This window comes from Halohasta salina (assembly GCF_024178165.1).
GTDB classification, from domain to species: domain Archaea; phylum Halobacteriota; class Halobacteria; order Halobacteriales; family Haloferacaceae; genus Halohasta; species Halohasta salina.
In genome coordinates, this window is record NZ_JAMZIE010000007.1 from 1 (window position 1) to 17,937 (window position 17,937).

General features: G+C 64.0%; 15 protein-coding genes and 1 pseudogene. 5 read left to right on the forward strand and 11 right to left on the reverse strand.

What is annotated here, in order from left to right; all coding sequences use genetic code 11:
- Window positions 1–617 precede the first annotated feature (617 nt).
- A complete protein-coding gene (locus tag NKJ34_RS12985; protein ID WP_253738739.1) occupies window positions 618–926 on the reverse strand; it encodes a non-histone chromosomal MC1 family protein in 309 nt (102 codons plus the stop codon).
- A gap of 237 nt (window positions 927–1,163) precedes the next feature.
- On the opposite strand from NKJ34_RS12985, the gene NKJ34_RS12990 reads away from it, so the two are divergent.
- The 3 genes from NKJ34_RS12990 to NKJ34_RS13000 all read left to right on the forward strand — a co-directional run bounded on the left by NKJ34_RS12990 (window position 1,164) and on the right by NKJ34_RS13000 (window position 3,152).
- Window positions 1,164–1,361 (forward strand): hypothetical protein, encoded by a 198-nt coding sequence (locus NKJ34_RS12990; RefSeq protein WP_253738740.1) that lies wholly within the window; start codon window positions 1,164–1,166, stop codon window positions 1,359–1,361.
- Window positions 1,362–1,423: 62 nt separating this feature from the next.
- Window positions 1,424–2,479, forward strand: a complete 1,056-nt coding sequence (locus NKJ34_RS12995) for a quinone-dependent dihydroorotate dehydrogenase (RefSeq protein ID WP_253738741.1) — start codon at window positions 1,424–1,426, stop codon at window positions 2,477–2,479.
- 94 nt (window positions 2,480–2,573) lie between these two features.
- Complete coding sequence (locus tag NKJ34_RS13000; protein ID WP_253738742.1) at window positions 2,574–3,152, forward strand: DUF8121 family protein; 579 nt, start codon at window positions 2,574–2,576, stop codon at window positions 3,150–3,152.
- A 74-nt stretch (window positions 3,153–3,226) separates the two neighbouring features.
- Here NKJ34_RS13000 and NKJ34_RS13005 read toward each other — a convergent pair whose 3' ends face one another.
- Complete coding sequence (locus NKJ34_RS13005; RefSeq protein ID WP_253738743.1) at window positions 3,227–5,896, reverse strand: valine--tRNA ligase; 2,670 nt, start codon at window positions 5,894–5,896, stop codon at window positions 3,227–3,229.
- 131 nt (window positions 5,897–6,027) lie between these two features.
- Between NKJ34_RS13005 and NKJ34_RS15890 the strand changes: the two genes are divergently transcribed.
- Window positions 6,028–7,746: a histidine kinase N-terminal 7TM domain-containing protein gene (locus NKJ34_RS15890; RefSeq protein WP_253738744.1), complete on the forward strand. Its 1,719-nt coding sequence runs from the start codon at window positions 6,028–6,030 to the stop codon at window positions 7,744–7,746.
- Between the two features lie 8 nt (window positions 7,747–7,754).
- Here NKJ34_RS15890 and NKJ34_RS13015 read toward each other — a convergent pair whose 3' ends face one another.
- The 6 genes and pseudogenes from NKJ34_RS13015 to NKJ34_RS13040 all read right to left on the reverse strand — a co-directional run bounded on the left by NKJ34_RS13015 (window position 7,755) and on the right by NKJ34_RS13040 (window position 14,257).
- The gene (locus tag NKJ34_RS13015) at window positions 7,755–8,708 is read right to left on the reverse strand and encodes an ABC transporter substrate-binding protein (protein WP_253738745.1); all 954 of its coding nucleotides are present in this window, start codon (window positions 8,706–8,708) and stop codon (window positions 7,755–7,757) included.
- A 51-nt stretch (window positions 8,709–8,759) separates the two neighbouring features.
- Window positions 8,760–9,227: a DoxX family protein gene (locus NKJ34_RS13020; RefSeq protein WP_253738746.1), complete on the reverse strand. Its 468-nt coding sequence runs from the start codon at window positions 9,225–9,227 to the stop codon at window positions 8,760–8,762.
- A 69-nt stretch (window positions 9,228–9,296) separates the two neighbouring features.
- Entirely contained in the window at window positions 9,297–10,310 is a 1,014-nt protein-coding gene (locus NKJ34_RS13025) for an AIR synthase family protein (protein ID WP_253738747.1), read from the reverse strand.
- Between the two features lie 50 nt (window positions 10,311–10,360).
- Window positions 10,361–12,115: a phenylalanine--tRNA ligase subunit beta gene (gene pheT, locus NKJ34_RS13030; RefSeq protein WP_253738748.1), complete on the reverse strand. Its 1,755-nt coding sequence runs from the start codon at window positions 12,113–12,115 to the stop codon at window positions 10,361–10,363.
- Window positions 12,115–13,620 carry a phenylalanine--tRNA ligase subunit alpha gene (gene pheS, locus NKJ34_RS13035; RefSeq protein ID WP_253738749.1) on the reverse strand — a complete coding sequence of 502 codons (1,506 nt, stop codon included), beginning with the start codon at window positions 13,618–13,620 and terminating at the stop codon, window positions 12,115–12,117. Before pheS ends, pheT begins: the two co-directional genes overlap by 1 nt.
- Before the next feature lie 71 nt (window positions 13,621–13,691).
- Window positions 13,692–14,257: pseudogene (locus NKJ34_RS13040) on the reverse strand (sugar O-acetyltransferase).
- 128 nt (window positions 14,258–14,385) lie between these two features.
- Between NKJ34_RS13040 and NKJ34_RS13045 the strand changes: the two are divergent.
- Window positions 14,386–14,607 carry a DeoR family transcriptional regulator gene (locus NKJ34_RS13045; protein WP_253738750.1) on the forward strand — a complete coding sequence of 74 codons (222 nt, stop codon included), beginning with the start codon at window positions 14,386–14,388 and terminating at the stop codon, window positions 14,605–14,607.
- Window positions 14,608–14,628: 21 nt separating this feature from the next.
- On the opposite strand, the gene NKJ34_RS13050 is transcribed toward NKJ34_RS13045, so the two are convergent.
- The 3 genes from NKJ34_RS13050 to NKJ34_RS13060 all read right to left on the reverse strand — a co-directional run bounded on the left by NKJ34_RS13050 (window position 14,629) and on the right by NKJ34_RS13060 (window position 17,870).
- On the reverse strand, window positions 14,629–16,227 hold the full coding sequence (locus NKJ34_RS13050; protein WP_253738751.1) for a tryptophan--tRNA ligase: 1,599 nt from the start codon (window positions 16,225–16,227) through the stop codon (window positions 14,629–14,631).
- Window positions 16,224–17,294, reverse strand: coding sequence for a tRNA-intron lyase (endA, locus tag NKJ34_RS13055; RefSeq protein WP_253738752.1), 1,071 nt, complete (start codon window positions 17,292–17,294; stop codon window positions 16,224–16,226). Before endA ends, NKJ34_RS13050 begins: the two co-directional genes overlap by 4 nt.
- Window positions 17,295–17,360: 66 nt before the next feature.
- A complete protein-coding gene (locus tag NKJ34_RS13060) occupies window positions 17,361–17,870 on the reverse strand; it encodes a DUF8173 domain-containing protein (RefSeq protein ID WP_253738753.1) in 510 nt (169 codons plus the stop codon).
- Window positions 17,871–17,937 lie beyond the last annotated feature (67 nt).

Consider the following 17,937-nt stretch of genomic DNA (forward strand, 5'->3'; position numbering starts at 1 on the left):
CTGTACGGCGTACCGCAGGGGCGGGATCCCCATTTCTTCGGATTAGATCGAACACGGTTGAGGGGTATAAACCCGTCGAACCTCGCTCGGTGTGAGCGAGACGTGTTTGATCTGCTCCACGAGTGCCGACCGAGTTGAACGGTCTTGCAATCCCGTGTGTTGTCTGTTGCATTCCATCCGAATGCCCTTATACACTTAAGGGCATCGTTGTGGGATGGCCGCCGTCGGGCGATTCCGACGGCGGGTGTCGTCCGGGAGTGACCCGTGCGACCTTCGCATTTCTTCGGATGGGAGGTACACATTTAACCCCGTCGAAGGAAGGCCGCTTCGGCATGCGGTTTCATGCCGTGTGAGGACTGATACATACTGTACACAACCAACAAAAGAACGTGGAAAGCCGACACTGAAACGTGATACACGGAGAAGCGACTGGGTAGTTCAGACACGCGCCTACGTGCGCGGAATGTGACGCGGCAGGAGATCGAACGGTCATCCCTTGCTTTCACAGGCGGTCCCGTCGGGTGAATAGCCGCGCACGTGAGACTCACGGCAGCGGAGACTAAACAGTATCGGAGCCACGAGATGCCGCCAAAATAGTCAGCCCTGTCGACCCGCAGTCACTCCTCGAGATGCTCGATGCCCTGTTTGGAGACGTTGGCCTCGGTGATCTCGTCGGGCATCCAGTCGGGCTTGTTGTCCGGGGCGTCTTCGTGCCAGGCCCACCCCTCGTAGATGTGGACCTTGTCGGTGCCCTTCTCGCGGAGTTCGAGGTCGACGCGCTCGGCGGCGTCTTCGGACGGGGCCGGATCAAGCCGGCGGGCGGCTTTCAGGGCAGCCTGCCGGGGCGTGTTACCGGAAAACACGCTCTCTTCGGAGCCGTCCGATTCACGGAGTGCGAAATTGCGCTTACCATCTTCACGTACCATGGTTTTACTCACCATGGCAATCGAGTACATGGTCTAATATAAATATATCGGGTAAATGAGCACTTTTCGGGCGAACGTTTAAATGCTGCCTCGGTGCCGCCGGTCGATTTTGGTGGAGATCGGAGGCCGAAAGCCACTGTCTACCGGTCGAAACGGATACCGCGCGGTGATCGTGCCCACAGGGCGGTAAACAACACTTATGTATTCGGTGTGGCGAAGTGCAGACAGACACCCGCGATGGTTCGCAAAAAAAAGCTCAGCCCGAGTGGTGCGAAAGACGACGACGGCGAGTACCACAACGTCCACGTCAACCTGCACGAAGACGAGCTCGCGGTCGCCGGGATGGATATCGGCGACGAGGTGTTCGTCCGCGTGCGTGACGGCAAGATAATCATCCAGAAGGCGGATCCGGAAACGGTCGAACACGATTTCTGAGTCCATCCAGTCGGACGGCGGCTTCGGGAAGTTGATTGGAGTGGAAACACTCACAGCAACTAATGGGACCCTACAGCCTGACGAAGCCGATTTTGTTCTCCCTGCCACCGGAGACGGCCCACCGAACGGTTCACACCGGACTCCGAGCGGTTCAGGATACGCCGGTCGCCGACCTCTTGCGTCGACGGTATGCGGTCACGAACCCACGATTAGAGACGACCGTCTTCGGACTCGAGTTCCCGAACCCGGTCGGTGTCGCTGCGGGGTTCGACAAGAACGCCGAGATCCCCCGGACGCTCGAAGCACTGGGCTTCGGCCACGTCGAGATCGGCGGCGTCACCGCCGAGCGCCAGCCGGGCAACCCACGGCCCCGAATGTTCCGGCTCCCCGAGGACGAGGCACTCATCAACCGCATGGGATTCAACAACGAAGGCGCCGACCGGATCGGCCGACGGCTCGATAGCGAGCCACAGCCCGACGTCCCGCTCGGGGTCAACATCGGCAAATCGAAGTCGACGCCGCTCGAAGACGCTGCGGACGACTATCTCTATACCTACGAGCGCGTCGCCGACGCGGGCGACTACTTCGCGGTCAACGTCTCCAGCCCAAACACCCCCGGCCTCCGCTCGCTCCAGAACCGGGAGGCCCTCGAGGAGATCCTCGGGACGCTGAAAGAGGCGGGTGCACGGCCGCTGCTCGTCAAACTCTCGCCGGACCTGCCCCGACCGGCGATCGAAGACGCGCTGGCGGTCGTCGAGGACCTCGACCTCGACGGCGTGATCGCGACGAACACGACGACGAGCCGACCGGATTCGCTGGAGAACCCGAACAAGGCCGAAACCGGGGGGCTCTCGGGAAAACCGATCGAGGGCGAGGCGACCGACCTGATCCGGTTTATCGCCGAGCGAACCGATACCCCGATCGTCGGCGTGGGTGGGATCAGCGACGCCGAAGGGGCCTACGAGAAGATCCGCGCTGGTGCGAGTATCGTCCAACTCTACACCGGCCTCGTCTTCGAGGGACCAGCGATCACACGGGCGATTAATCGGGGGCTACTGGAGCTACTAGACCGCGATGGGTTCGACTCTATCGAGGATGCGGTCGGCGTCGACCTGTAGGACCGCAGCCACGGCGTCACGGTTCGGTCGACGTCAAACGTGGTCGCATTTGAGCCACCGCAACCCATTTTTCGGAACGACCGAGTGTGCTCGTATGAACAGACGCCGGTTCCTCGCGTCGACCGCGATACCGATCGGGATCACGACCGCCGGGTGTTCGGCCAACACCGGCCAGGCAGTGGATCTCGAAGCCGAAACCGAACGACGGGACGACGACCGGCAAAACGAGACGTATCTGGTCTACCGGCACGACGGGGAGGACGTCCGCGTCGTCGGGTTCAATCAGGGATCGTTCCCCCAGTCGCTGGACGAGCGGTTCGGGTTCGGGATGTTCATCGAGTACGCCGAGTCGACGACGCTCGAATCCTTCCGGTTCGACCTCCGTACCCCACCGACCGGGGCACCGGCCGACATCTACCTCGCCTCGCCCGCGGGCGGGGTGTGGCCGGCACTGACGTACGGCCGGGTCGAAGGCGATGGGTCGACGCGGATCGCCCTGTCGGACGCCCCGGATGTCACCGACGAAACGGTGTTTATCAACACGATCGTCGACCCGCAGGCTGACCCGGCAGAGCGGATCGACGTCGACCTCGAACTGGAACTCAACGCGTCAGACGGTTCCACGACCTACCGTGCGGCAACGACCACCACGTTCGAACCGGAGACGCGGTGAAGGCCGTCGTCGACGAAAAAGTGGGCGTCGACCTGTAGTAGCGGTCGACTAGTTATAATATGGGAGCCGAAGCGTTAGGCTTCGGAGATAATGATGATCGCGTCGTCGGCTTCGAGCATCTCGCCCTCGCCGACGTACTGGCGCTCGCGGTGGACCTCGAAGAGGTCAGCACCGAGTTCCTCGCCAGCGACGTGGAGTTCGTCGTCGACCAGTTCGTACTCCCCGGACTCGATGCCGGCTTCGAGATCGGGCACCTGCGAGCCGTACTCCGGGCCGACTTTCGCATAGTCGAGTTTGATCTCCGTAATCACCGACTCGATCTCCGGCTCCGAATCGAGGACCGTGAGCTCGTCGACGTGCATCACGCCACGGATGTCGTCCTCGAAGCCCTCGATGGGGCCGTAGACGTCGACATCACTCAGTTCGGCATTAAGCGGGAGCTGGCGGTCGCTTTTGTATTTGCGAAGCGCCGAGACGACTGCCATGGCGGCAGTGCCACCCTCGCGGTCGGCCTCGATTCCGAGCGGCTCGGGCCAGTCGGTGTGATGGACGCTCGTCTCGCTGTCGTACATATCCCGGTACAGTTCCTCGGTGACGTGGGCCAACTGCGGGGCAAACAGCTTGAGGAACCGCTCGTGGGCGGTCCGGAGCGTGTACGCGGCCGACTGATCGTCACCCTCGTCGCGTCGCTGTTTGGCGATTTCGAGGTAATCGTCACAGAACGTCCCCCAGAAGAACGTCCGCAGGTCGTCGCGGGCTTTCGAGAACTCACGGTTCGTCAGGTAGTCAGCCGTCTGCTCGATGGTGGCGTCGAGTTCAGCCAGCAGCCAGCGGTCGATACCTGCGAGTTCGTCGGGCCGGTCGACCACTTCTGGGGCCAGCGATTCGACGAGCTTCGAGGCGTTCCACAGCTTGCGGATCAGCTTCTCGCCCGCGCGGAGGCCCTTTTCCTGGTACGGCAGGTCGTCGCCGATGGCGCTGCCAGCGGCCCAGAAGCGGGCGGCGTCGACCGGGTATTCGTCGAGGACTGCGTCGGGATCGACGACGTTGCCCTTCGATTTGGACATCTTTTCGCGGTTCTCGTCGAGGACCATCCCGTTGATCATCGTCGAATCGAACGGCACCTCGCCGGTGTGTTCGTAGCACTTGATGATGGTGTGGAACAACCAGAACGAAATGATGTCGTGGCCCTGTGGCCGGAGATCCATCGGGTAGATCTCCGGTCGGTCCATCGTGAACTCTTCTGCCTCCTCGTCCCAATCCCAGCCCACATTAATCAGTGGGGTGAGCGAGGAAGTCGCCCACGTGTCGAAGACATCCTGTTCGGGGGCGAACTCGTCGTGACCGCACTCGGGGCAGGCCTCGACCGGCGGGTCGTCGGAAAGTGGGTCGACCGGCAGGTCGGCTTTCTCGGCGATGATCTCGTGGTCGCAGTCGGTACAGTACCAGACCGGGAACGGAATACCCGAGGATCGCTGGCGGGAGATACACCAGTCCCACTCCAGCCCGTCGATCCAGTGCTGGTAGCGGGTGAACATCTTCTCGGGGAACCACTCCATTTCCTTCCCCGCTTCGAGGTACTCGTCGCGCTTGTCAAGAACGTCGACGTACCACTGCTCGGTGACGCGGTACTCGACGGGGACGTCGTCGCGCTCGTGGACCTGGACGACGTGTTCGATGGCCCGGCGGTCCCGGAGCTGGCCGGCGGCGTCGATATCCTCGACGATGGCCTCCCGTGCCTCGTGGGTGGAGAGTCCCTCGTAGTCGCCCGCGAGATCGGTCATGGTGCCCGACTCGTCGATGGCGACTCGGAGGTCCAGATCGTGGGCCTGGTACCACTCGATATCGGTCTGGTCGCCGAACGTACAGCACATCACGACGCCGGTTCCCTTCTCCATGTCGACGCGGTCGTCCTCGTAGATCGGAACCTCGTGGCCGAAGACGGGCACTTTCGCGGTGCCGCCGACGAGATGGGCGTTGCGGTCGTCCTCTGGGTGGACGAACATCGAGACACACGCGGGGATGAGTTCCGGTCGCGTGGTGGAGATGATGATATCGTCGCCCGGCTCGGTCGCCGTCTCGTACTCGTAGTCGTCGTCGACCGCTTCGTCTGTAGGCTCGCCACCCGATTCGACGAGTTCGAAGGCGATGTCGTTGAAGTACGAATCCTCTTCGAGGTCCTCGGTTTCGACCTGCGAGATGGCGGTTTCGCACTCGGGACACCAGATCGCGGGGGCCTTCTGTCGGTACTCGCGGTCCTGCTCGTAGAGATCGATAAAGGAGAGCTGGGAGACGCGCTGGACCTCCGGCGAGATCGTCTGGTAGGTGTTGTTCCAGTCGATGGAGATCCCCATCGCCTGCATCTTTTCCGTAAATCCTGCCTCGTACTCCGCACAGACCTCGCGGCACTTCTGTTGGAACTCGTAGCGCTCGAAGTCCTGATGACGGATGTCGAGTTCGGACTCCGTCAGGCGCTCGGAGGCGATCCCGTTGTCGTCGTAGCCGAAGGGGTAGAAGACATCGTTGCCCTGCATGCGCTCGAAGCGAGCGACGATGTCCTGGAGGATCGTGCCGTAGACGTGGCCCCAGTGGAGGTTGCCTGAGACGGTCGGCGGCGGCGTGTCGATCGAAAAGGTGGTGTTCGGATCGGTCGACTCGGTGGGATAGGCGTACGTTTCGTCGTCGACCCACTGCTGTTGCCATTTCGGCTCGACAGCGTCTGGATCGTACTCTCCGTCGGGCATTAGTCGGCGAAAGACGCCGGGGGGACTAATGTTAATCGGCTCAGGAATCCGGGGAACCAACCGAACGACGCTATCAGGGGTGATACTACGCCCCACGCCCTTTATTAAATAGAGCCGAAAGAAAGGAGACAGTGGCAGTGACAGTTCCGTGGCCCGCAATCGGTTCGTTCGTCGCCGGAGTGATTTCGCTGTTCTTTCTGCGGTATCTCTGGCCCTATCGGGGCGAGAAAGGGGCGAACTACTTTATCGGGGTGATCGGCTGTGTCACCCTCTGGACAGTCTCCTACGGCCTCGCGTTACTGGCGTTCGAGCCGACGCTCCGGTTCGCCTTCGAGATCCCGATCTGGCTTGCAATCAACGGCAGTGCCGTCTTCTTTCTGGCGTTTGCCTTCGAGTACACGGGTCGCACGGGGGCCGTCAAGTCGACGTTGATGCGTGGGCTCGTCGGGTTCCAGTTGCTGATGACGGCACTCGTGGCGACGAATCCGATCCACGGGCTCGTCTGGAGCGAGTACGACATCGAGCCGGTCGCGGGTGTCGCCGGCGTCGCAGTGACCAACGAGCCGCTGCTGTTTGCGATGCTCCTGATCACGGGGATGATCACGACCGCGGGAATCGTCCTGTTGGCCGACGCGTTTGCGAGCTACGGCCCGCTCTACCGGTATCAGACGCTTGCGGTCGCGGTCTCGCCGCTCCCCGTCTTCGCCGGGATCCTCCTGTGGGCCTTTCAGGTCGGACCGGTCCCACAGCTCAACCTCGCGCCCCTGCTGTTTCCGGTCCATCTCGGCCTCGACATGTACGCCTTCTTCCGACGCAACATGTTCGAACTCACGCCGGCGGCCCGGCGAGCGGGCAACCAGACTGCCATCGACGACCTCGGACTCGGCGTAGTGATCGTCGACGACGACACCCAGATCATCAATCTCAACGAGACGGCCGCCGAGATATTCGACCGCGAGAAGCGAGCGCTCCTCGGCACGCCGCTGGAAAACATCTGCCCCGAGGTCGACCTCGCGGCGACCGACCAGCGAATTCAGCGGCGCAGCGAGCGCCGGAAGCGGGAGTACGCCGTCTCGGTCTCCGAGATCACCGACTCCAGTGGGACCCCGATCGGCCACACGGTGACACTCCAAGATATCACGGTCGAGCGGCAACGAGAACAGCGGCTGGCCGTGCTCAATCGCGTGCTCAGACACAATCTGCGGAACGACCTCAACGTCGCCACCGGCTATCTCGATATCGCCGCCGAGGATGCCGACGAGGAAATCGGAGAGATGCTGTCGGTCGCATCGAGGAATATCGAGGGCGTACTCGAACTCGGCGAGAAGGCCCGAACGGTTGAACGGACCCTCGAATCGGACGAGTTGGGAACCCAACCGATCGAAATGGCGGCCGTTATCGACGAACTCACCCCGAAACTGACCGAAGAATACGGGGGAACAGTCGAAAACCGGGTGCCGGCGGACCTCATGATCGAGACGAACCCACAACTACTCGAAAGCCTGTTTGCGAACCTCATCGAGAACGGCCTCGAACACGGCGGAGAAGACGGACCAGCAGTCACCGTCGACGGCGTGGAAGACGGGGAGACGGCGCAGTTCGAGGTCCACGACGACGGCCCGGGGATCCCGTCGCACGAACTCGAAGTGCTCAAGGAAGGCGAGGAGACCGATCTCGAACACGGCAGTGGGATCGGTCTCTGGATCGTCACGTGGGCGAGTGCGGCCCTCGGCGGCGAGGTCGACTTCGAGACCGGCCCCGACGGCACGACTGTCACGGTGCAGCTACCGGGTGTGGTCGGGTCGACGGCAGCCGACGGGACGTCGACCGCCGAGAGCCGGTCGGCGTAGCCGGCCGATTACTGGCCGGCTTCGAGGACGTCGTTCGTGTAGAGCGCTGCCGTATCGAGGTCGCTGGCCGGGATGGGCTCGCCCTCGATCGTGGTGAGGATCTCCTTTTCGGCGAGCCAGTCGACGAACCCGTCCCACCGCTCGTGATCCATGAGGCCCCACTCGCCGTCGTCGGTGAGATAGGCCTCGGCGATTTCCTGCTGGCTCTCCCGAAGGAAGTCGGGATCGTCGTTATCCATCCCGGTGGCTTCCTCGCGGAGGACGGCAGCGGCTTCGTCGGGGTTGTCGACGGCGAACCGATACCCCTCGGCGGTGGCCGCGAGGAAATCGGCCAACAGGTCGGCGTCGGTCTCGATGGTGTCGGGTCGGGCGAGCAGCAGCGGGGTGTAGCCGTATGGGACGGCGTAGTCGTCGAGATAGAAGGCGTTGAGCCCGATCCCGTCGCGGGCGGCCATGACGCCCTCCCACGGCATGAACACCCACGTCGAGTCGGCCTCACCCTCCAGCAAGGTGTTCCAGATGCCGAGTTTCGGCGGCGTCGTGATCTCGATATCGCCGTCGCCGCCGTCGTTTCTGACCAGTTGGCGGACGATGTGGTCCTCGAAGCGGGCGTCGTAGGAGGCATACCGCTGGCCATCGAGTTTTGCGGGCCGATCGATCCCGCTGTCTTCGAGGGTGACGATCGCGCTTCTGTCCTCCTGACAGACCGCGGCGATGGCGGTCAGCGAGGGGTAGTCGGGATGGGTCTGGTAGCTGATCACGCTCTCGCTCGGCGCGATCGCCAGCGTCGACTCACAGGTGGCGACCCGCTTTGCGGGCGTCGTCTCGTAGTCGTCGTCCGCCGGCGAGTGGATCGCCACGTCGACCCCTCGGTCGGCGTAATAGCCCTCCGCTTGGGCGACGTAGAAGCCGGTATGGTTCGTGTTCGGTGTCCAGTCGAGCGCGAGGTCGATCGTCGACATTCACCAGTGGTATCAGTCGGCGGTCGGAAAACAGTACTGATGGGTCGACCGTCACTCCTCGCGGAGTGTGCCACCGATGACCAGCGCCGCGCCGATGATGACGAGGTTCTTGATGATGTACTGTCCCTCGACGGTGAGCCCGTGGGGAAACGCCGTGAAGACGACCTCCGGAAGCAGGACGATCGGGAGGAACGTGCCCGGAAGCTGGAGGAACAGCAGGAAGATCCCGAAGCGGGTCAACGGGCGATAGAGCAGACAGAGCCCGATCAGCACCTCCCAGACGCCGAGGACGGGGACGAACAGCGCGGGATCGACGACGTAGACGGTCGCGGCGACGAGTTCGCCCGCGGGACTGATGCCGAAGATCTTGAGCGCGCCGAACCAGACGAAGACGACCGCAATTGCGATCCGGAGGACGGGAACGCCCCAGCGATCCATCTGGGTAGTGATCGTGTCGTCGACTTCGTCGGCTCGCTGGCGGTACGACTGGAGCTGTGTACGAATGGATTCGGTAGACATCGGGGACCTCCAGCAGGAGTTGCTGGTCGAAGTACGTAGGTCCCGGTCGGGTAAGGCGGTTCTGATCAGTTACTGACCCGTCTCCAGCAGCGCCTCGTAGACCGGCCACGAGGCGTCGCCCTCGGGTGGCTGCGTCGACTCACCATCGACAACGACTCCCGATCCAACGTCGGCCCGACCGATCACGGCGGCGGTCGTCCCGCGGGCTCGCAGGGCCTCGACCACGCTGACTGTGGAGTCGGGATCGACCGCGATCAGGAGCGAGCCGGAACTCGTCGCGCTCCAGCGGTTCATGCCGAGGGCCTCACACAGCGTCTCGACATCCGGGTCGGCGGGTACCGAGGCGCGGTCGACGGCGAACTCGACCCCGGCTCCAGCGGCCATCTCGTGGAGCGCGCCCAAGAGGCCGCCCTCGGTTACGTCGTGCATGGCTGTGACCCCGCCAGCGTCGACCGCCGTGCGAGCATCACGGACCGCATCGAGATCGTCGAGTCGACTGGCAACGCGGTCGACGACACGCTGCTCGCAGTCGATCTGGTCGGGAAACAGCGAGGCGAACAGTGCGGCCGATTCGACTGCGGGTCCGGTCGTCAACACGAGGTCGTCGCCCGGCCGCGCGCCGTCGGGGCGGATGATGTCGTCGTGATCGCCGACCGCCATCGCGGTCGCTCCGCCGACCCACGGGAACGAACAGCCCGCATATCGGGCAGTGTGGCCGGTGACGATGTCGACGCCGAGGTCGGCACACTCGTCGTCGATTGCGCCCCAGACGGTGGCGAAGTCGTCGTCGGCCATCTCGGGCGGCAGCGAGAAACTAATCGCGAGATGTGAGGGGTTGAGCCCCGAGACCGCGACGTCCGCGAGGACGATCCGGACCGCAAACCGGCCGGCGCGCTCGAAGCCGAGATCGGGGAGGATCGAGACGGGGTCGGTGGCGAGGGCGAGGGCAGTGCCGTCGACGTCGATCACGCCGAAGTCGACGCCGTGTTTCGGGCCGATCCGAACGTCCGAGCGGTCGACACCGAGGTAGGGGGCGATCTGTGAGCGGAAGAACTCGCGTGATATCTTTCCCGTCGACGGCATTTAACCGATACAAGAAGGCGACCGGTTTGGATGTGTCGACAGCCTATGGCCTATCTGAGTGCGTCGAGCCGGAGCTCAAACGCTGCCACCGGCAGTTCCAGATCGTGGTCGACCAAGACCTGCGGATGCACTTCGCCGATCACACCCACCGTCTCGCCGTCGACCACCACGTCGGCCACCCGCCCCGAAATGAACGACGGATGCTCAGTCGGCGGCGTTTCGAGGGTAGCGTCGAAGTCGTCGCACAGCGCGGCCAGCCGCGCCTTGGCGTCCTCGTAGGTCGCGTCGTGGCGCGCGATGACCGCACCGATCGACCGCCATTCGGCGACGTTCGTGTTCTCGATCTCGTCGACCGCGGCGGCCAGCCCGATCTCGGCCAATTCCTGCGGATAGGCCCGGTGGGTGTTGTTCTCCAGCACCATCAGCAGCGACGGCAGGACCCAGCTCCGAAGCTGGGTGTAGTCCTCGCTGTAGGGGCCGGTGATCTCGACTGGCTCACCCGCGCCGACGACGCCGCTGCCGGGTTCGATGCCGAGGCGGTCGTAGTTGGCCTCGGCGGAGATCATGTGGAAGTTCAGCAGGTCCTCGAAGCCCAGCCCGACGAGACTCGCGCGGGCGGCGTCTTCGAGGCGGGTCCGCTCGTGTCGACCGCCCACCGTCCCCACATCGGGGTACCGCGGTTCGAGTTCGTTGAAGCCGTAGGCCCGCCCGAGGTCGTCGACGAGGTCCATCGGATGGAGCACGTCGACCCGGTAGGGCGGAATTTCGACCTCGTAGACCACGCCGTCGTTGTCTCCCGCCTCGTCATCGCCGACCGATGCCGAGAGGCCGGACCGCTCGAAGAGGTCGATGACGGTGTTCTGGTCGAGGTCGACGCCCAGCACGGTCTCGATGCGGTCGTGGCCGAGGGATTTCGTCCGAACCGAGAAGTCCGGGCGGACGAGGTTCGCGCCGTACTCGTCGTCGGCCGCCGCGGCGTCGGCGTACTCGATGTCGACGTCCTCGATGGTGCCACCGCGCGCCGAGAGGGCGTAGCAGATGATGTTGCAGATGTGGTCGATGGTCCACTGGTCGGTGCCAGTGAGTTCGATCAGCAGATCGCGGGACTCGGCTTCGACCTCCGTTCGGCGGCCGTTGATCACCGGCGGGAACGAGAACAGCCCGAGTTCGTCGTAGATCGCCGGGTAGCGGTCGAAGTCGGCCACGAGGTCGGCGTACTTCTCCCCGGTGGCGTGCTGCTCCAGCACCTCGGCGGGCGTCATCTCCGCGTCGGCGTCGAGGGGGACGAAGCTCACGCCCTCGGGGTCGACGCCCCGGTAGGTGATCGACGGCCCGTCGGTCTCCTCGTCGTAGGGCTGGCCCTTCAGCATCGTCAGATCGTGGATGCCGATGGCGGCCTTGGCTCGCTTGCGACCCATCGTCGCGTGGAGTTTTTCCTGTAGTTGGATGAGCGAGTCGAGAGCGTCTTCCGAGAGGTTCACATCCCGGACGATCGCGCCGGTGACGTAGGGTCGACCCTCGGGGACCGTCTCGTCGACGTGGAACGTCCAGTCGGCGTCGTTCGTGTCGGGGACGTAGATGCCACGGTCGTCGCCGTACTGGTAGCGAAGGGATCGGGCGACACCCTCCACCGAGAGGCGGTCGAGCCGGTCGGGGGCGAACTCCAGTTGCAGTTCGCCGTCGTCGGTCTCGCCCTCGTATTCGAGGCCGAGGTTGAACAGGTCCTCTTTCAGTTCCTCGTCGGATTTCTCGTCGTGGCCCGTGAGGTCTCGGAGTTCGTCAGGATCGACGTCGACGACTGGCATCAGTAGACCACCTCCGTCTCGCGGAGGAGTTCGAGATCACACAGCGTCCCGTGGACGTCCCGAATGTCCTCGAAGCCGTACATCAGCATCAGGAGGCGTTCGAGGGCGAGGCCCCACGCCATCACGTCGGCCTCGATACCCAGTGGTTCGAGCACCTCGGGACGGAACATTCCCGAATTCCCGATCTCGACGAGTTCGCCCGTCGTGGGATGGGTACCGAACAGCTCGAAGGAGGGCTCCGTGTAGGGGTTGTAGTGGGGTTTGAACTGGATGTCTTCGATCCCGAACTGCTTGTAGAACTCCTCGAAGGTGCCCATCAAATCCCGCACCGAGAGATCCTCGGCGAGCACCCAGCCCTCGATCTGGAAGAACTCCAGCAGGTGGGTCGGATCAAGCGTGTCGTTGCGGTAGACCTTTTCAACTGAAAAGTAGCGCTGCGGCGGCTCGACGTTCGCACCCGCAAAGCCGGAGAGATACCGCATCGACAACGAGGTCGTGTGACCCCGGAGGGCAACAGCCTCCGCGAAGTCACGGCTCCACGGCGAGTGATACCCCTCGCCGTCCTCGCCGACGCCCTCGCGGTGGGCCGACTCGACGCGGTCGACCAGTTGGTCGGGCAACTCCTGAATCCCCGGCACGTCGAGAGCGAACCGGTCCCAGTGGGTCCGGGCGGGGTGGTCCTGCGGCATGAACAGGCAATCGTTGATCCAGAAGTCGGCGTCGGCGTGGGGCCCTTCCATCTCCTGAAAGCCCATGCCGACCAGCACGTCCTTGACGCGGTCGGCGGTCTGTCGGAGAATGTGTTTGCGGCCGCCCTCGACGGCGGGCGCGTCGGCCTCAACGTTGTACTCAGCGAACTCCACCTCGGCCCACTCGCCGCTCGTGAGCATCTCGGGGGTGAGGCGGTCGACCGTCTCGGCGGCCTCGATCCCCTCCATCAGCGCGGTGACGGCTTTGTCGGTCAGCGTGACCTCACGAACGGTACGCTCGCTCTGTTCGACCAACTCACGGCGTTCGAGTTGGTCCAAGAGATCGGTGTCGTCGACCGACTCGCCCGCCGAGAGGGCTTCAATCGCGGCGGCTTCGGGATCGCTGTCGGGGTCGGCATCCGGGTCGGCAGCGACTTCGCCGGAGTCGATCGAGCCGTACCCCTTGCGCGCGAAATTGGAAAGGGCGATGTCGACCTGTGGGCCGCCGAGATCCGAGGCACCGATGAGTTGGCCCATCGATACCGGCTCGTCGTCGGCCCCAGCCTCGATGGCGGCACGGTAGAGCCGGACCTCGGGAAGCCCATCGTCGAGGTAGTCGCGGGCTTCGTCGGTGAGTTCGGCGTCGGTTTCGATTCGTTCGTCGACCGTCACGAGGTCCTCCTCGCGGAGGTCGAAGGCCGCGCGAGTGACGGCGGCGGGGTCGAGGTCGGTCTCGTCGGCCAGCCGGTCGACGGCGGTCGGGTCTGTCGCGCTCGCGGCTTCTACCACCGCGAGCTGTGATTCCGGGAGTCGCATACGGTTGTTGGAAAGGATTCTGTGGGGTCGACAGTTAGCGTTTGCGAAGACGGAGGGCGACACGTGCGGCGCTACTCGTTCTCGTCGACCTCTTTGATAATCGTTGCTGGATTGCCTCCGACGACGACGCCCTCTGGCACGTCCTCGGTGACGACCGCACCCGAGGCGATCACCGCGTCGTCGCCGACGGTCACACCGGGGTTGATCGTGGCGTGGCCGCCGATCCAGACGTTGTCGCCGATCTCGACGGGTTTGCCGTACTCCAAGCCGTCGGCGCGCTCAGTGGGGTCGACCGGATGCGTCGCAGTGTAGATATGGACACCGGGTCCGACCAGACAGCCGTCGCCGATGTCGACACGACAGACGTCAAGGATCACACAGTCGAAGTTGACCTCCAGCCCGTCGCCGACGTGGATGTTGAAGCCGTAATCACACCGGAACGGTGGCTCGATGGAACACGGTCGCCGTGTGAGCCCAGCAGCTCGTCGAGACAGTCCCAGCGGCGGTCGGTCTCGGCGGGAGCCGTGCGGTTGTACTGTCGCGTGAGGTCACGGGCGCGTCTGCGGTCGTCGACGAGTTCGGGATCCGACGCGTCGTACAGCTCGCCGTTCAGCATCTTGTCTTTTTCAGCAGTCATAGTAGACGGGTGGCTGGATGACTGTCGGGCCGGTAGCGGTTGTGATGGCGGTCGTCGACCCGATAGTCGGCCCGTCCGTAGGATGAATAATCGATAGTATTAACAATCATGATTCACCCATTACAGTCGTGACTGTCGACTGTGAGAAGGGGGGAAATCCGACAGAGAATCTTCCTGACGAGACGATTCTCCACCTGCTCGAAGAACACAAAGCGCTGCCGACCGACAGGATCGCGTCGGAGATCGAAGCGAGTATGTCGACCATCCGAAACCGGCTCCAAAAGATGGCGAAAGTCGGGCTGATCGAACGCCGCGAAACGGTCAAAGGCGACGTCTGGCTGATCTGGTAGGCGCGGTAACGCCCGACCCGATTACTCCGAGCCGCCCGGTCCCCGTCGACCCGAATCGAGGTCGATATCAAGGTCGTCGAGCAGTTCTTTCGCTTCTTCGCGTTTCTCCTGATGCTTTTTCAGGAACTCCTTCATCAGCACAGCGGCCTGTTCCTTGCAGTCACCACAGAGCCGCTCGCCGCCGACACACTCCTCGTAGACCTCGGTGGCGAGATCGTCGTCGTCGTTCGCCAGCAAGTACGCATAGAGTTCGTAGACGGGGCAGTCGTCGGCCTCGCCGCCGAGTTCCCGCTGGAGTTCGGCGGTCTCACGGCCACCCGTCGTTGCGGATTTGACCTTGTCGTAGCCCTCAGACGGGTCGTCCAGCAGGCTGATGTGACTGGCCGGAATCGACGACGACATCTTGCCGCCCGTCAGGCCGGTCATAAAGCGGTGATAAATGGACGAGGGCTGGATGAAGCCGTAGCCGCCGTTGTCGACCTCCACCTCGCGGGCCAACTCCTCGGCCTCGTCGAGATCCATCTCGAAGGCGTCGATGTGACCCTCGTAGACCCGCTTTTCACCCTCGATGGCCTCGATCATCGACTCGAAGGCCTCGTCAGGCCCGTGACGGTGGAAAAAGCGGACGCGAGGGCGAACCGGCTCCATCCCGGCCTCCGAGAGTTTGTCGACTGCCGAGGCACGGGCCGCCGTGAGTTCGGCGTCGACTTCGTGGCCCTCCAACCAGTCGGCGGCGTCCTTACAGCGGACCATCTCGTCATCGTCGAGGTCGGCCGCGAGCGCGTCGTAGGCTTCCCGGATCAACTCACCTTCGGCGGCGTCGGTCTCGAAGCTGGCATACGCTTCCGTTACCTTGAAAAACCGCATCCGGACCGAGAGATCCCGCGCGAGCCGGACGTGGGGGTCCTGATCCGGGCCGACCGGAATGACGGTGGGTTTGGGGCCGTCGACCAGCTGCGGATAGAGCATGTCGGCCATCTGGGTGACGACGCTCTGCATATGGGAGACGTTGGTCTCGCCGTCGAAACCGTAGATCGAGCCGAACTCGGCGAATCTGGCTTTGGAGCCGAGTTCGAAGGCCAGATCCTGTAGCTCGCGGTTCTGTGATTGGCGATAGAGCGTCCCCTCCTCGGCGTCGAAGCCGAGCGCGAGCAGGCTCAACAGGTAGCTCTCGGCGTGTTCGTCGATCTCGTCCCAGTCCATTCCGCGGGCCGAGTGAGCCTCCAAGTCGGCAATGAGGCCGTAGGCGTCCGCGCCCTGCTGTTGGTGCCAGATGATCTCGTCGAAGACGAGTTTGTGGCCGATATGCGGGTCGCCAGTCGGCATGAAGCCCGAGAGGACGGCCGCATCGTCGCCGTTTGCGAGGGCGTCGGCAACCGGGCTGTAGTCGCGGTGGCCGAAGATGACTCCCCGGCGCATCAGGTAGTGGGGGTTGGGCACCTCGGGGAGGATCTCCTCGAACTCCTCGATGCCGAACTCCTCGAACAGTTTGCGGTAGTCGGCAATCGTCGACGAGCCCCAAGGGTCGATGGTGGTCTCGTCGACGCCGCCGTCGGTCAGCGGCGTGGCTTCGCGTCCAGTGCCACCATCTGCCGTCCGTGGTGTCTCGTCGTCGGTCATGGCGTAACTCGGCTCACGGTGAGCCACTCTACTTCTCCCTTCGCTGTGGTCAGCGCAAAAACCATTCGTTTCCGGACCCCGCCGGCGAGTCGCACGTCCAGCGATAGCTCGCGGGGATCGAACGCGTGGTCGGCTTCGAGGACCCGCACGAGACACTCCGAGTGCGGCAGATCGTCGACCGATTCGACGGTGTTGTAGGTCCGGAAGTCGGCACCGAACTTGAACCCCGTTTTGGGAACGACCTGCCGATCCCGCAGGGTGCGGTAGACCGCCAGCCGGCGGTCGAACCGTTCGCCCTCAACGGCGCGGCCACGCTCGCGGATCGCGTCGACTGCCGGGCCGTCGACCCCCTGTAGATCGAGAACCCCCTCAGCGGCGAGACCGGCAGCCTCGACGAGCGAGAGTTGGACCGCGCTGTCGACGATAGCCTCACGGGCGGTCAGCGGCTGGCCGTAGAACCCGTGGTCGAAGAAGCCCTCGGGAGCGTCCCAGACGACGACCCGATCGTCGAGCAGCGACCCCGAGAGGGCGTCGGGCGGCTGGTAGGTCGTGCCACCATCGAAGTCGGGGGTGTCGGTCTCGAAATACGAGATCTCGCTTTCCTCGTCGACGACCGCCAGCGTCACGCCACCCAGTTCGGCCGCGGGCACCGCCGCACGCTCGCCGACCACGACGATCCGGTGAGCGGGGTCACCGTCGCCGGGTTTGGTGCCGCGGGGGTAGACCGTCAGATCGGTCCACTCAGTGTCGTCGTCGCCGGGCCATCCCTCGCGGGCGGGCGAGAGATAGAATCCCCGGTCGCGGAGTTCGGCGTAGACGAGGAACCGAAGGGCGAATCGGTCGACGGCCGCCGCGGAGTCGGCGAAGAAGGCCTCGAAACCGAGGTGGGTGCCGTTGCCGTCGACGACGTGGTCGAGATCACCCCGAAGGAGCAAGTGGGCGGCCTCGACCCGCGAGAGGGAGATCGCGTTGCCGCCGTCGGGGCTGCCGTAGCCGCGGGCGTCGTGGAACTGCTGGCGGGCGTTGCCAGCGACTGCGACGACGCCGTCCCGTAGCTGTCCGTTCATACCCGGTGGGCGGCTGGCTTGGCCAAAGGCACTGCGGTTCGCAGCTAGGATCGGTTCCGACGGGCGTTAGGCGAGGTAGTCTCGGAGTACGCAGCCGACCCCGACGGCACCGACGACGAAGGAGACGAGCCCGCCGATCCCGGTCAGCGCGAGGCCACCGTTGAGTGCCGCCGCGACCAACAGCGGTTTGAGCCAGCCGCCGTCCCGGCTGACCAGTCGGTCGCTGACGGCGAGAAAGGCGATCGTCGCCCCGACCGCCCAGACCACATAGGCGGCGATGATGAGCGGCACAGCGACCAGTATTCCGACGAGCGTCAACACGAGCAGGACCGAGAGGACGATCAGGCCGACCAGCGCACCGAAGCCGTAGAAGAACGACGACAGCGGGTCGTCGAAGGCCGCGGCCACCATGCGCTCGGTGTAGTCGGGCACGATAGCGACGAGCAACGCCCCCACGACGAGCGTCGTGACAAACGACGAAAGCCCACCGGTGAGCAGGCTTCGGCCACCTGCCTGCGGGAGGTCGACGCCTGCTTGCAGCAGTATCTCAACGGGGACCAACAGACTGTCCAACATAGGTGAACGATACGCGGGCAGACGGATAAGGAGTCGACTCGTGTGTCAGGTACTGAAACCGTGCTTC